The sequence below is a fragment of the Peredibacter starrii genome (assembly GCF_034259205.1).
GTDB lineage: Bacteria > Bdellovibrionota > Bacteriovoracia > Bacteriovoracales > Bacteriovoracaceae > Peredibacter > Peredibacter starrii.
In genome coordinates this window covers 3,994,771-4,009,556 of sequence record NZ_CP139487.1, presented here as the reverse complement: position 1 = coordinate 4,009,556, position 14,786 = coordinate 3,994,771, and the positions used below count along the sequence as shown (strand labels likewise).

General features: G+C 41.2%; 11 protein-coding genes. 9 read left to right on the top strand and 2 right to left on the bottom strand.

All coding sequences use genetic code 11. The annotated features are described in order from the left end of the window. Positions 1–3 precede the first annotated feature (3 nt). From SOO65_RS20030 to SOO65_RS20015, 4 genes are read left to right on the top strand one after another with little or no spacing between them, the layout of a single operon-like run. On the top strand, positions 4–879 hold the full coding sequence (locus tag SOO65_RS20030) for a UbiA family prenyltransferase (protein ID WP_321394837.1): 876 nt from the start codon (positions 4–6) through the stop codon (positions 877–879). Further along, positions 876–3,272, top strand: coding sequence for a PEP/pyruvate-binding domain-containing protein (locus tag SOO65_RS20025; protein WP_321394834.1), 2,397 nt, complete (start codon positions 876–878; stop codon positions 3,270–3,272). The genes SOO65_RS20030 and SOO65_RS20025 overlap by 4 nt, the downstream gene beginning before the upstream one ends. After that, entirely contained in the window at positions 3,269–4,573 is a 1,305-nt protein-coding gene (locus tag SOO65_RS20020; protein WP_321394831.1) for a cytochrome P450, read from the top strand. Before SOO65_RS20025 ends, SOO65_RS20020 begins: the two co-directional genes overlap by 4 nt. Further along, positions 4,570–5,697, top strand: a complete 1,128-nt coding sequence (locus SOO65_RS20015; protein WP_321394828.1) for a hypothetical protein — start codon at positions 4,570–4,572, stop codon at positions 5,695–5,697. Before SOO65_RS20020 ends, SOO65_RS20015 begins: the two co-directional genes overlap by 4 nt. Here the strand turns inward: SOO65_RS20015 and SOO65_RS20010 are convergent. Then, a complete protein-coding gene (locus SOO65_RS20010; RefSeq protein ID WP_321394825.1) occupies positions 5,692–8,601 on the bottom strand; it encodes an aminotransferase class III-fold pyridoxal phosphate-dependent enzyme in 2,910 nt (969 codons plus the stop codon). The two genes, SOO65_RS20015 and SOO65_RS20010, sit on opposite strands and share 6 nt — an antisense overlap. 166 nt (positions 8,602–8,767) lie before the next feature. On the opposite strand from SOO65_RS20010, the gene SOO65_RS20005 reads away from it, so the two are divergent. The 3 genes from SOO65_RS20005 to lgt are packed head-to-tail and all read left to right on the top strand — an operon-like array spanning position 8,768 to position 11,323. Next, a complete protein-coding gene (locus tag SOO65_RS20005; RefSeq protein ID WP_321394823.1) occupies positions 8,768–9,655 on the top strand; it encodes a hypothetical protein in 888 nt (295 codons plus the stop codon). A 51-nt stretch (positions 9,656–9,706) separates the two neighbouring features. Then, a complete protein-coding gene (locus SOO65_RS20000) occupies positions 9,707–10,489 on the top strand; it encodes a hypothetical protein (protein ID WP_321394820.1) in 783 nt (260 codons plus the stop codon). 36 nt (positions 10,490–10,525) lie between these two features. Continuing rightward, on the top strand, positions 10,526–11,323 hold the full coding sequence (gene lgt / locus SOO65_RS19995; protein WP_321394817.1) for a prolipoprotein diacylglyceryl transferase: 798 nt from the start codon (positions 10,526–10,528) through the stop codon (positions 11,321–11,323). 2 nt (positions 11,324–11,325) lie between these two features. Here lgt and SOO65_RS19990 read toward each other — a convergent pair whose 3' ends face one another. Continuing rightward, complete coding sequence (locus SOO65_RS19990; protein WP_321394813.1) at positions 11,326–11,841, bottom strand: hypothetical protein; 516 nt, start codon at positions 11,839–11,841, stop codon at positions 11,326–11,328. Between the two features lie 268 nt (positions 11,842–12,109). On the opposite strand from SOO65_RS19990, the gene SOO65_RS19985 reads away from it, so the two are divergent. Both SOO65_RS19985 and SOO65_RS19980 read left to right on the top strand, forming a co-directional pair. Beyond that, the gene (locus SOO65_RS19985; RefSeq protein ID WP_321394811.1) at positions 12,110–13,603 is read left to right on the top strand and encodes a lytic transglycosylase domain-containing protein; all 1,494 of its coding nucleotides are present in this window, start codon (positions 12,110–12,112) and stop codon (positions 13,601–13,603) included. A gap of 71 nt (positions 13,604–13,674) precedes the next feature. Beyond that, entirely contained in the window at positions 13,675–14,784 is a 1,110-nt protein-coding gene (locus SOO65_RS19980; RefSeq protein ID WP_321394808.1) for a hypothetical protein, read from the top strand. Positions 14,785–14,786: the final 2 nt, after the last annotated feature.

The following is a 14,786-nucleotide window of genomic DNA, read 5'->3' as shown; positions in this document are numbered from 1 at the left end:
GTTATGATTAAACGAATAGGTATTTATCTGAATGAGATGTTTCCGCTATCGGCCATCATTGGTTCGATTTTCACTGCGGTGGCGGTGCAATTAATTTATCTTCGTTTATATGAATTAAGACCTACTTCGATTCTTTTTCTTATTGTTCCTGGCATTGTTCTGACTTGTATCTCGCTTTTAATTCGTATCATGGATGAGTTTAAAGATTATCAGGATGATTTAACCAATTTTCCGAATCGCCCTCTGCCTTCGGGAAGAGTAGAGAAAAAAGACCTCGTTTCCCTTGGCGTTTTTTGTGTCATGGCCGTGATATTTCTAAGCATGTCCTCGATGAAGCTCTTAATTTGGGCCTTCATTACCCTTGGATTTACATTCCTCATGCTAAAGTGGTTTTTTATTGAAGAACGTATGAGAAAAAGTCTTCCGCTTGCTTTCATCAGTCATCACCCGATTGTATTGTTTAATTTTATCTATCTCATGATTGCCTGCATGCAGATGAACCCATCTGTGAATCTGGATAAGGCATTTTATATTCTGCCTCTTTGTCTCATTTTTACAAACTGGGAAGTGGTTCGAAAAATTCGCGCTCCTGAGCAGGAAACTGGATATACCACTTATTCTAAAATTTTCGGGCCACGTCCGGCAGTTTTGATTGCACTGATTCTCCAGCTGATCTTTAATGCAACTGTTCTCACGATCTTTACCAGACTTGATTCACCGCTGTGGCTAATCGGTTCTTATTCTTTGATTCAGTTTGGTTTCATGCTGCCTTCCATTTCGTTTCTCGTAAATTTGAAATTACCAAAACCACTTAAACCTTATGCGGAAGGGCAGATCCTCACTGTAGTAGCATTTCTTTTAGTCGCAGCACTTCTATGAATTATATAAGCTCTCAAAAAGAATTAGCATCGGTAGAGCTGGTTGGTGGCAAAGGTGCCCACCTTCAAAAGCTCGTCCATTGGGGAGCGCCGGTCGCATCGTTCTTTGTACTTACTACTGAGAGTTTTAAATACTTCCTTCAACATCAGAAACTTCCTTTTGAAGTGGAGACGAAGTTTCAGGAATTTTTCAAAGCGCATCCTACGATTGCTTTAAGAAGTTCTATGATCTCAGAAGATAACGCTGATTCAAGCTTTGCCGGATTGTTTGAAACCATTCTGGATGTAACTGAGAGAACGTGGAAAGATTCACTTTTTAAAATTTATGCCTCTGTTCATTCAGATAGAGTAAAAGAGTATATTCAAAAGAAAGATCTGAAAGTCGATCTTCTCATGGCGGTTGTGGCCCAAGAACAGATTCAAGTAGAGAAGAGTGGGGTCCTCTTTACTCGTTCTCCAGTTGAGCCAACCTCAGTAATTGCCATCGATGCTGCTTTTGGAATGGGAGAAGGTGTAGTTTCTGGGCACGCTATCGTTGATCACTATCAATACACACGTAATTTAGAATTGGTCTCGCATCTGGCGCAAAATGATAGGGCCGTTTTAACTGAATCGGAAATCCAAGAACTCATCGGCATTTCGCTCAAAATGGAAAAAGCGATTGATCTTCCGAGTGATATCGAATGGGGCTTCAAAGATGGAAAACTTTATCTTTTTCAGATTCGTCCCATTACTCGATCATTTGAGCCACTGAAGGTTTTCGTCGATACGAATTTATCTGAATCATATCCCGGGACGGTGAGTCCTTTCTCGGCGAGCTTTGTAAAAAAGGCCTACGAAAATGTGTTCCGTGAATCAGCGGTCATTTTAGGGGCCCATGGAAAACGATTGGAGATTCTCAATCGTCACTATAGAAATTTAATCAGTGTGGTAGATGACCATCTTTACTACAACCTCGAACACTATTATGCCGTTTTAAGAGCACTTCCTGGGGGAGAAAAAAACATTCATAATTGGCACCAGATGATTGGTGGCAAAGTGAGTGGTGTTGATATTCCTCACCATGATACTGAGCTTTCCAAATTTGAGACCATTGTGACCATTAAGACCTTGCTGAAACTGATTCTTCATCGAAAGAAGATCTTTGGTCCACTCTTGATGGACTTTGAAAAAAATCATGCCTCGATTGAGGCCGACATCAAAAAGTTGAAAAGTTCAAAAGAAACTATCGAGTATATTACTGGCCTCATGAATCGGCCGCTGGGCTTTGGTCTAACGATTGTAAATGATATCTTCGTCATGATGGGACTTGGGATTCTAACAAAAGTATTGAAGAAGAAAGGACTCCCGGAAGATCAAGTCATCGATCTTCTAAAGACCACTGAAGGTGTGGACTCAGTTAAACCTTTGGAACATTTTAATCAGGTGGTTTCTAAGTTAAGTGAAAAGTTTCTTGAGGCCCTTGCAAAATCTGATCTGCAGATTGGATTTCATCCTTATGAGAATGTCTTTCGCCATTTAAAAAATAAAGGATTCGGGGAAGAGGTTCAGGCCTTAGAAGAATTTTTAGCCAAATATGGTGATCGCTCTTTCGAGGAATTGAAACTCGAAAGTCTTCCCATGAAGAACAATCCTATTCTTGTGAATCAACTCCTCCAATGGGCCAAAAAGAATCCTTCGATTATTAAACCGACACATCATAAAATTTACGATATTGAGCTTTCCTGGATAGAGAGAAAAGTGGTCACCTTTACGCAAGAAGCGATTGCAATGAGGGAAGCGACACGATTGTGGCGAGGACGCTATTACCATTTATATCGTCAACTCGTTTTGAAAGTTGGCCAAGATTTGATGAATGAAAATGAGTCCTGGAAATTATTTGGTCTCTTGGATTTTTTCTCACTTAGTTCTGCGGAATGGTTATCTTATGCCTCAGGAGCGATGAGTACTGAAGAGGCCCAGACCTTAATCAGTAAACGTAAAAGCTGGCAGACAAAGAAACAGAACTATCCAGAGATCATCCCGTGGGTAGAAACAGAAGCGCTTCCAAAGCTCTCAGCTAATACCGAGATGGGAGCGTTAAATGGTCAAGGTGTTTCCCCTGGGATCACTGAGGCCGAAGCTTTGGTGCTGGAAAATCCAAACGATGCTCTTCAATCTAATTTAAAAGAGTTTATTCTTGTTACCAAGAACACTGACCCGGCGTGGGTCTATATCATGTCTCGAAGTAAGGGACTGATCTCTGAAAAGGGATCACTCCTTAGTCACACGGCCATCATTGGTAGGGAACTGAATGTTCCAACCATTGTGGGTGTAAAACACGCGACCCAAAAAATCAAAACGGGTGATCGTTTAAGAATTGATGCGACCAAGGGAACAATTGAGGTCTTATGAGCTACTTTGAATCCTATGCGACTTTAAAAGAATATCGTCGAGATCCTTTAGGGTTTGTGATTAAGATGCATGAGAAACATGGACATCGCATTCACTTGAACTTCTTTGGGAAAGACGTTTTCATTATCAGTGATCCTCAGGACGTTCTGCATGTTCTGAAAACAAATAACAATGGTTACACTAAAGGTCGCACTACAAAGGCCCTTCGATCATTTCTGGGACGTGGGCTGATTACAAATGATGGTGATTCCTGGCGTAAGCAGCATCGTCTCATTCGTCCTATCATGAATATCAAAAGTGTTTATGAACTGGCCCCGCGAATTCTCTCGACCTCTATGGAGTTTGTTCCGGAGATTGAAAAGCAAACGGAAGTTAATGCTTTCCGAGAGATGAACCGACTTACCTGGCGTATCGTTCTGAAGACCCTCTTCTCTCAAGAAATCACCACAGAAATGGATGATTGGCTGGAAGATATTCTTGATCTTATGCAAATTGTGACGAGCAAGACCCGTTCATCAATTCCTGTTCCTTTTTGGGTCCCGACTAAAAACCATCAACGAATGAAAAAGATCATTGAGAAATTTGATCATCATGTTTATGGGATCATTAAAGAGCGCAGGGAAGGTCAGAAGAAACATGATCTATTGCAGCTCCTAATCGATGCCCAGGAAGAGGGCACTGCTCAAATGACTGACCTTGAGATCAGGGATGAAATTATGACTTTCATGATGGCCGGTCATGAAACGATTACGAATTCGATGACCTGGACTTTGATGGAGCTTGCAAAAAATCCTTCATACAAAGATCTACTCAAAGTTGAAGCTGATACTTTTTTTAAAAATAAAAACTTCGAAGAACTCAATGCCATGCCTTGGCATGGAGCCGTCATTGATGAAGTGATGCGACTCTGGCCTCCGGTATGGGTTTTCATGCGACAAGCAGAAGTGCCGGACCAAATAGGGGCCTTAAAAATTCCTCCAAAGGCCAATGTGGTTCTTGCCCCATACTTAAGTCATCGAGCGAAAGATCTTTGGGAAAGACCTAATGAGTTCTGGCCCGAGCGTTTTCTTCCGACTGAGAAAAAGAAAATCGTTCAAGGCGCTTTCTATCCCTATGGGCTTGGACCTCGTGCCTGTATAGGTGCTTACTTTGCAGGTATGGAGGCGAAAATCATTCTTGCCACCTTGATCCAACATTTTGATTGGGACATGGTGAACTTCGAAAAAGAGCAGAGAAACGAAGCGGGAATCAGCCTTCGACCTCTCAATAATATTTTGATGAATTTCAGGAGAAGAACTTGAACATTCAATCAGTAGACGTCTGGGACGAGACATTTTTCACGGAATTCGTGAATTTTAGAAACAAAATTCATCGCGATATTGAGGTGAGCTTTCCTGAGACCAACGCTGATTACTCTCGCTTCTTCGGACCTGATTCAGTTTTCCTTTCTGATTTTTCGTGGACAGCAGTGATGGTGAAGAGTGATAAGGTCCTTGCAAAAGGAATTCTTTCATGGCGGAAGGGAACGAACCAAGGGAACTTGGGTTTTCTTGATTGGGAAAATAATGAAGAAGCCGCAAAGATTCTGATAAAAGAAATTGAACAAGTAGCTAAGAAAAATAATCTCACCGTTCTTAAAACTCCAATCGATTTGAACTTTTTTGTTAAATATCGCATACGAGTTCCTGGCGGTGAAAAGCCAGTTTGGGGTGAGCCAGTTTATCCGGATTATTACCATGATCTATTTGAGAAGACTGGGTTCAAAGAAATTGGCCGCTGGGATACTTATCGCCTTAAAAAGATTCAGGGAATTATTGATTACTTTTTAAAGCGAAAGAAACTTGCAGTAAAACCCACTGGGAGTCATAGTAAGACCAAGAACAAGGGGCTTCGCACGACGATCCGTTGTGTGAGGATGAATGAATGGGAAAACGAACTTAAAATCATTCATCAGCTTTTTACTGAGGCCTATAAAAACATGCCTGAGTTCGAAACCATTTCGTTTGAACAATTTAAAGTCATCTATGATGACTTTAAATACATCATCCATCCTTGGTATGCCTATATTGTCGAGTTAAGAGGGAAGCCGGTTGGTTTTAGTATTAACTTTGCCGATCCTCTGCCTATTCTGTCTCAATATAAAGGGAAGAAACCAAATCTCATTCAAAAGGCCTGGATCATGGCCCGGCTGCGAATGAATATGTCCTGCTTTATGATTGCTCACGTGGGTAAAATTCCTGGCCCAAATGGTGAAGAGATCAAGGGAGTTCAGATTCAGGCCTCGAAACGCATTCAATTCTGGGGGGCTTTAATGCGAAAGGTTCTAGTGACTTTTCAGCACACGAATTCACCATCGCGCAGATCGTTTGAAGAGAAATCTCAAACAACCTACGCTCAGTACGTGCTTTACGGTAAGGATTTATAGAGAGCTTTTTGTTTTAACTTTACCTAATGTGAATCCCACACTCTTAGAAATGTCTTGAACTTCCATGACGATGTCTTTACTTAAATCACCGATATTAAGGAAATTCTTCTTACCGCTAAAACCTAGTGAGAAGGTCTCGGCCATGCAGGCGTAACATTCATTGTGGCCAAGAGGGAACACAATGAAATTTAGAGATTGGTCTTGTGGAATTGAGGCCACGCCACCAAGGTGATAAGTCAGATCAGGTCTTTCCGATTCAATTTTTGCGATCATTTCAGGTTTGATTGATGGAGGAACGGCCACATCAACCACTACTGCGTTTTGTTTAAAAAGATCCAGGCTCAAGAAACCATTCGAGGCGCTTGCTCCACACAGAACCATGTCGGCCTCTTTAATTTGAGTGATATCGGCCGAAGCTACGAATACTTCTTTTACTTCTTCGTTATTTAAGAACTTCAATAGGTCTCTGTCTTTCCAATGTTTAGAAACAATTTCCACGACTTTTGAATCGGCCTTTGATGCCGCGATTTCATCCAGAATGCGTTTCGTTGCTTCTTGGTATTTTAAGCTTGATTCAAGAGGCGAGTGGTGAAGCATGATCACCTTGCCAACATGATCTGCCATGAGGCTAGTTGCCACTGACATGATATTCCCGGCTGCGCCGATAAGGGCAACGGTTGAATTCTTAAGATCAATGTTCTTCTCTTCTGCTGAACGAATAGCAGATTGCACAGTTAGAGAGATTGTATAAGCGTTACCGGTCGTAAGGTTCATTCCACGCGAGTTAAGATACAGGCCGTTGCCCGAAACAATTGAAGTGAATTGACCCAGGCCAACAGTTGAAGCTCCAATTTCTTTGGCGAAATCCACTGCATTTTGAACTTTTTGAACGACTTTATATTTGTTTCTTGAAGTAAATGTTTTCTTTAGTTCTTCTGATGTCACCGGAATCCCAAGCATCACCACATCCATCTCAACACCATTGTTATCCACAATAGTTTGAGCGTGATAAATTTCGAATTCAGCCAGATCTTTTGGAAGAGCAAGTTTTCTGAGGAGTCTTTCCCCTTGAACACCTTTAAGTGATTTCGTTACTTTTTTAATGTGAGCTTCATCAATTAGGTGGCAAAGAAAAACGCTGATTGGTCTTTCGCCCGTAACTTCCGTTTTAAGCGCATCAGTCATTTCATTGGTAACTGCTTCGCCTGGATAAATCGAAGATAAGAAGTAGGCAACATTACGCTCATTTAGAGCACGGCCCATATTATCAAGGGCCTGGATAAGTTCTTCTACTTGGATAATCGTGAAGTAAAGACTTGGAGCAATTCTCAAAGTTAAATTATTTGATAGGGAAGGACTCATACGGATGTTCTCATGGTTCAGAAGAACCGAGGCCATCATATAACCCTGCATATTTGAGTCGCAAATTGTTTTAAATTCAAAGCCCATCTCTTTAAAGATGTCATAGAACTCAATCGCCAGCATCATGCCTTTACCGCGAATTTCTTTAATAATGTTCGGGTATTTTGAACGCAGCCATTCAAGACGAGCGACCATGAAATCAGCCGTCTTAAGCCCTTCAGTAAGAGGTGAATTTTCGCCTTGAAGTACATTTAGAACCTCTAGGGCCACGCTTGATGAGAAATAATCATCACTGAAAGTAGAAGTATGAAGGAATCCGAAGTCCTCTACATATTTTCTGTTGTTAATTGATGTCGCAGCGATTTTTGCAATACCACCACCAAGAGACTTAGAGAAAGTATAGATATCAGGCGTAATATCAGTATGAGTTCCTGAGGCCATTTTTCCAGTACGGTACATCCCCGCCTGAATTTCATCAAACACAAGAAGGAAATCTTCTTGAAGTGAGAATTTTTTTAGAAGTGCTAAAAATGGAGTATTAACCGGCAGAACTCCTGCCTCACCTTGAATCGGTTCAACAAATGCACCGGCAAGAAGTGAGAATGAGTGCTTGGCCCAGCCGACTCCATTTGGAGTTTCAGAGATGAAGATCAAATCCTGCTTTGAATCTTCAATAATTTTCTCGAAGCTTAATTGATCAATGTATTGAGAAATAAATTTAGTGGTTTTGTTGTCATCTCCGCCTAAATAGAATGGAGCTCTGAAACCCTCATTGAATGTAAGGCCAAGAGAACCCATGGTCTTCCCGTGATAGCCTTTTTCAAGAGCAAGGAAACCAGGTCTTTGAGAAAGTTGTTTTTTATTAATGTCTCTAATCAATGAAACGAGTTCATCAATATCAAGAGCATTGTTGATTTGGTGAATGAAGTAGGACTTTCTTTCTTCATTCATCTTTAGATCAGAGATCTTTTCAGTTAACTCAACACGAAGATTACGGACAAACTTTGCCTGAATGTTCTCATGTGAACGCTTGATTTTAATGAGGGCAACATTCATTTCTTTTTCAATCTCTTGCTCTACTTCAATTAGTTTATGACCAAAGTAGATCAAACAGTGTTTTAGAGCTGCTTCAACCGCCTCAGTTCCTGAGTTTGAAAAAGTTGTGATCCAAGGACCTTCACCGGTCTCCTGATGAAGAGTGTCTGAAATTCTTTTCGCGAGTTTGCCTGCTTCCTGTCGGATACTTCCCTGTGTAAGAGAAGGTGAACCTTTGTCATGCCACTCTTGAACTTTCGCCAGAATATGAGGGTTTCTGTGGCCCAGGATATTTGCTCCATAGCCACCAGTTAGATCTAATACACGGTGAATTTTTTGATCTTTTTCATAGAATAGATAGTCACCCTCACCATGATAAAAGTGCTTGGCGAGTTCCATTGTCTCAAGGAGTTTTGAAGTCAAAGGACGGGCGTAATACGAGAAGAGGTCCTTGTCGGCCGTGGTCTTTAACTTTTGATTCAAGAGCAAGGTTTGTTGTATAGTCATTTGGTTTTCTATAAGCAATTCCCATGCCACTGATGTGCCCTTAACAAATGCTTAAAAATTGCTTTTCCCGTCTAAAAAAAAGCATGTGTCTAAAGTTTAGACACTTCGTGAAAACGACTAATGCGTCTCAAATTACAGGGGATTTTTCTTCTATTAGCCTTGGGGGATGAAAACGAACTTTGGGCAGCTAGGTTTGAGTGTTCGAAAACATGCCTCCTGGAATGTTATAGTGACGCTTGCTTTCCTCGTTATGACGACGACTCTTCTTGTGATCTATGCTTCTCCCGAAAAATATCATGATGACTTACATCTGAAGTTTCAATGGGTGCATGTTGCGATTTCGGTTTTGGGACTTGTCATTGCTTTTCTCGCCAGAAAAAAATGGACGATCAATTTGGCATTGGCACTGTTTATTCTCATATACGGACCTTACTATTTTTTAACCTGGCACCAGCACGTCATTTACATTACACACTCATTAGCGTTTAGTCCTTTCACTGCTATTAAGCTTCATTTCTTTGCCCTTGCTTTCCTCGTCCCGGGTCCTTTCTGGGTGAATCTCTTGTTGATGATTATCTTTGGGATTGAGGCCATTGTGATGTGGACTCATTTTGATATACCAAATTTACAAATGGTGATTCTTGGTTTTGAACCTACTTCCACCATGCTCTTTGGAATTGTGTCTTTGTTTCTTTTATTTTTTCGTTATCGTGATGAGAAGATCATCCGTGAACTTAGTATCAAGCATGCAGAAGCAGAGGCCTACGAAAAAGTGGCCAAAATATTTTTAAATATTCGTGATCGCACCAATACACCCATTCAAACCTTGAAGATTGCCACTTTCATTTTAAGTAAGAGACTTCCTCCTGATGATGAAATGATATCCATCATGGAGAAGAGCATTGCCAAGCTGACCGATTTGAATGAGATTTTGAATCAGACTGAATCTCATGTTCGCTGGCATGGTCCCGAAATGCTCTCTGATCAAGAGGTCTTGAATCTCGTAAATGAGTTAGATGGAGACAAGAATACCCGATCAGATGACTCCAACTAAAGTTTCTCATTAATCATCTCTTAATACCGAATAGATGGATAAGAGGTTTGTATGGAAAACATTACATGGGTTTATTTTCAATTTCGTAAGTCACATGACTATCCGGTGTTTATTCGCCTTAAAACCTCAGAACTGAATACTAAGTTCACGCATCTTTTAACTGAGATGGGTTTTGGACAATTGAATGAAAAAGAATCCAAGAAGATTCAACTTCAACGTGCTCATACACGCATGCTAACTATTCAAGAGGCCAGTGCTCGTCTTCAAATGCAAATCAATGGTTCCGATCTATTAGATAAATACGGCCCTGAATCTCTTTCTCTTCAAATGGGTGTTCCCGTTTACACCTATAGAAAAGTAGGTGTCATGGGTGTGCCTAATAGTAAGACTTTTTGGGATCTTGCTATTAGTCCTGAAATTTCTCACACTGATCAGATGGTAGGTTTACGAGTTATTCTTGTTCGCTATCTTGCTCAGGCACTGGCAGCACAAGGTGTGCTTTGCTATTGGGGAACAGTTAAAGATGATACGGTCATTGTCATGAAGCAGGCCCAATCATTTGGTGAAGCTGTGCTAATTGATGCTGAAAAGAAAATGATCTTTACTAACGGCGGTGAGATCCGCTTGGGCTCAAAGCTTAAACTCCTAAGAAAAGATAAAGAGGTAAGTCATCCGACTTCAATGTCTCGCGAAGACATTATTTCTTTTTTAAGTGTTTCAACATGTCTTCTGAGTTTTAATGGCATTTCTCACTCCATGAAGAAAGTCATCTATGAGATCAGCTCTCAGGTGACAGGTTCTTATGCAGTGACGGAAAACCTGCTTAATCTCTAGTTGTCTTCACCCATTTAGTTTTATAAGCTAATTTCCATGAACCAAGAATGGATTGACCCTGTTATTTTCGCAGTTGGACCTTTACAAGTACGCTGGTACGGCGCCATGTATGTTTTGGGCTTTGTGGTTGGTAGCTTCCTATTGAAGTATCTTGCCAATAAAAAGTTCTGGCCCTTGGATAAAGAGGCGATTGATAAATACGTAACGATGCTCATCATCGGTATGTTTCTTGGTGCGCGACTTTTCTATGTTTTCATTTATAACTGGGAATACTATTCAGTTAACCTGATGGACATCTTTTCGGTTTGGAAAGGTGGACTTTCATTCCACGGTGCCGTTTTCGGAATGTGTATAGCGACTCTAATGTTCGCTAAAAAACACAACGTACATTTCTTTCAGATTGCGGATTGTCTGGCCGTTGCCGGTTCACCCGGACTTCTTTTTGGTCGTCTTGGTAACTTCATCAATGGTGAGCTTTATGGACGTGTGACTGATTCATGGGCCGGAATTGTTTTTCCTGGCGGTGGTCCTTTTCCTCGTCATCCTTCACAGCTTTATGAAGGACTTCTGGAAGGGATTTTTCTTTTCGCGATTCTTTTCTACATCCACAAGCGTGAACGTTTCTACGGCGTCGTGAGTGCGGTGTTCTTGTTGGGCTATGGTGTGTTCCGCTTTATCGTGGAATTTTTTAGAGAGCCGGATGCGCAGCTCGGTTACTATCTTGGATACTTCACAATGGGTCAGTTCTTGTGTTTAGCGATGATTGTACTTTCGTACTTCATCCTGATGCTTGCTAAGAAGGCCAACGTGAAGAACCCTTTGACTCAGCGCTAAGATTATTTCGAATTCGCTTTTCTCATTTTGTTCAGCAGGTTCGAAGTCATGTCGGCCGGATGAACAGCATAGAAAATGGGAAAGCATGTGATGGTACAAGCAGCACTATAAATATGCTTTAGAGGTTTGGCGTCCCAAGTGTAGTAGGCCTCTTCACCAGTTTTCTTATAAGTTGTTTGTTTACCCATGCGATTAATCAGCGACTGAAAAAACACATCATGAAGAAAATAAGAGGGGAGACGGGCGAAAAAGTCCTGAACCTGTCCTTCGCGAACCTGGACGATGACCGGGAACTTATAGCGGATGTGGGCAACTTGAAATTTTAAAGTCTTCATTCCCCCTTCATTACTCATCACTTCCGGCTTTCCATATTTCTTTTCAAGATCTGCTTCTGTCTTACCCGGCATGAAATCATTCAATGTATCGAGACTAAAATTGTAATTAGGCGCTTCAACTTTAGCGTTTAAGGGTTGAAACATGAGGATGAGGCATGGCAAGATGATAAGGAGTTTTAACATAACATTTATTTTAGCACCTTTTGAGAACAGAAGTTCCTCTTTCTAGGTATTTGACTCTTTTAGTTAAGATTTCAAAAAGCAAAGATTTGTGTTTAAGTAAAGCGTGTTTTTGGTCCTACAGGAAGTTGTACTCAAGTCACTGAATTGACTTTGTTTATAGCTCATCGGGACAAAATTTTTTTGCCTTCTTGGGGTGAAAGTTCAAATGGATTATTCTGTTTAATAGACGGGGAAATCCTACTTACTCCCGGAAGATTAAGGATTAAAGATGATGAAAATGATGGCCATGATGCCGCTTGCAGTTTTGCTTCTTACGGCATGTTCGACAACGACCACCAAAAAAGCATCCCGTAAAAAATCCTATAATCCTTCCGTTGCTGAACAGGCCGAGTATTATCGTGTTCAAGAACAACTAATTGAAAAAGATCTTCCTAATTGTTCTGGCTGTATCCATGGATCTGCCCATGAGCTTACATTTACAGCTCCACTTCAAACTTATGAGATCTCTCCTGAGGCAGCTCGTGAGCTAGGTCTTACTAATACAAAATTTGATATTCCTGTTACTTGGAATAAACAGACTGCTATGTGGGTGAAGTTCTTCACTGGCCGCGGTCGTAAGCATTTCGTGAACTACACTCAACGTGCTGGTCGTTATGCCCCAGTTCTTTCAAAAATCATGGCGGACAATGGTCTTCCACGCGATCTTATTTATCTAGCAATGGCAGAATCTGGTTTCCAAAACCACGCTCGCTCTTGGGCGAAAGCGGTTGGTCCTTGGCAGTTCATGCCAGCCACTGGGAAAAAATTCGGTCTTAACATTGACTGGTATGTAGATGAGAGACGTGACCCACTTAAGGCCACGATCGCAGCTGCAAACTATCTAAAGATGCTTCACGGTCTATTCGGTTCTTGGGAACTAGCGGCCGCTGGTTACAACGCTGGAGAAGGGAAAGTCGCACGCGCGATTCGCATGTACCGCACGAAAGATTTCTGGCAAATGTCGAAGGGTCGTTACCTTCGTCCGGAAACAAAGAACTATGTTCCTAAAATCATGGCCCTTGCGATCATTGGTAAAAACTTAGACGTATTTGGTTTTACTGATATCGAATTTGAGAAGGCCCTTGATTACGAAGAAATCATGGTAAAAGGTAACGCCGATCTTTACGAAGTGGCGGAAGTTCTTGAGCTAGATTTCGAAGAAGTTAAACGTTACAACCCTGAAGTAACGAGATGGCAAATCCCTCCTTATGTAGAAACGTATCCACTTCGTGTTCCAGTAGGCGCGAAAGACGCATGGGATGAGTATAAAGATAAAGATTCAGTAGTTGCTGATAGCTTTAAAACTTATGTGACAAATGGTCAGTCTTCACTTCAGCACATTTCTCGTAAGTTCAAAGTTCCGGTAGATGTTCTGGCCGAGATCAACCCTGATATCTCAGACAAGAAGCTTGGACCAAAAACTGTTGTTTATCTTCCATTTCGCGAAGATCATTCTCTTCACGCCAGCATGTATGCTGACATTTATGAGAAATCTACTAAAAGAAACTCTCGTCGTCGTAGTTACGATCGTCTGATCTCTTCTTATGGGAAGAAAGGTAAGCTGATTAAGAACCCTTCTGTGTTCTATACAGTGAAAAAAGGCGATACATTGTGGCGCGTGGCCCAAAGAACAGGTGTTCCGATGAGTACAATCATTCGAACTAACCGTCATATCATCAAGAGACGTTCAATTCTTCCTGGTGATCGTCTGGCCATTCGTTAATAAAACACTTAAAAATCTTTTTTAAAGAAAAGCCACTCGTAAGAGTGGTTTTTTTTTTATAAGATTTGCCCATGAGTTTTGGTCTACTAAAGCGTTTTAAAGATTCCAAGAGTGGAACTTCTGATAAAGTTTCCTCTAAACATTACCGTCACATCATTATTGGCCAGGATTTAGGCGCCGTTTTGAAGTTGATTGAGATCAGAAAGTCCTTTCCGGATGAATCTGTTCGTCTCATTACTTCAAGACCGATCAATCGCCAGAATCTGGTTGAGAACTATGAATTTGGCGTTTCTCATCTTCGATCTGCCTCGGCAGTTGAATCGATCTACCGTAAATTTCATGATGCAAAGATTCTTCCTCAGCAAAAAGATGCGACTTTTTACAAGGACGGAAAGTTTCATGATTTCGGCGGAAGGGCGAAATCAATGGATCTGCAAGCAGGCGAGGAGTTCTTCATCAATAAAGGTTACAAGCTTGAGCTAGCGAGCCTTTTTTCAGCTGAAGACTGGGAAAACCTGGATCAGACTTTAAAAGATCATTCTGAGATCAGAATGTTTGAGGCCATTGAGAAAATGGCCCCAGATGAGCTTGTAGATAAAAAAGAATGGCACCTATCGTTCAAAGATTTTTCGACTCTGACGACTGAATTTCTATATGTCTCAATGTCTCCAAAAAAGTTTTTGAATCTTCTCCACAACAAAGAACAACTAACTGCCGAGCTCATCGATGTTTGTTCATCGGTTAAAGTTCAGGCGGCCATTTCTGTGACCTGGAAACTAAATAAAGAAGTTTATCCAGAAGAGAAAACATTATTCATTCCACAAAGTATGACTCACGAATGGGGTCACTTCTTGGTGGAATTCGATTCATACAATTATCAAAATAAAGAGCAGCTTTGCCACGTGTTGTTCCTGATTCATGAGGAAGAACCGCAATCTGAAGACCTTGCCGGTAAGATTAAACTTATGAAGCGAGTGCTTGATCGTGTGTTCCCTGATATCGAAAAACACATCAGCAAAGAGTACATCCGTTTTGACGAAGAAATGTTTATTTCGGATGTTAAGGATGCTGCTATCGAACAAATGGGCTTTGATTTCCCGACACTTCGTCTGCTTGGCCAAGCGTCACCTATGTCTGCAAATCACACTCAGGAAAAATTTCTCTCAAGAGTTCTATTATAAGG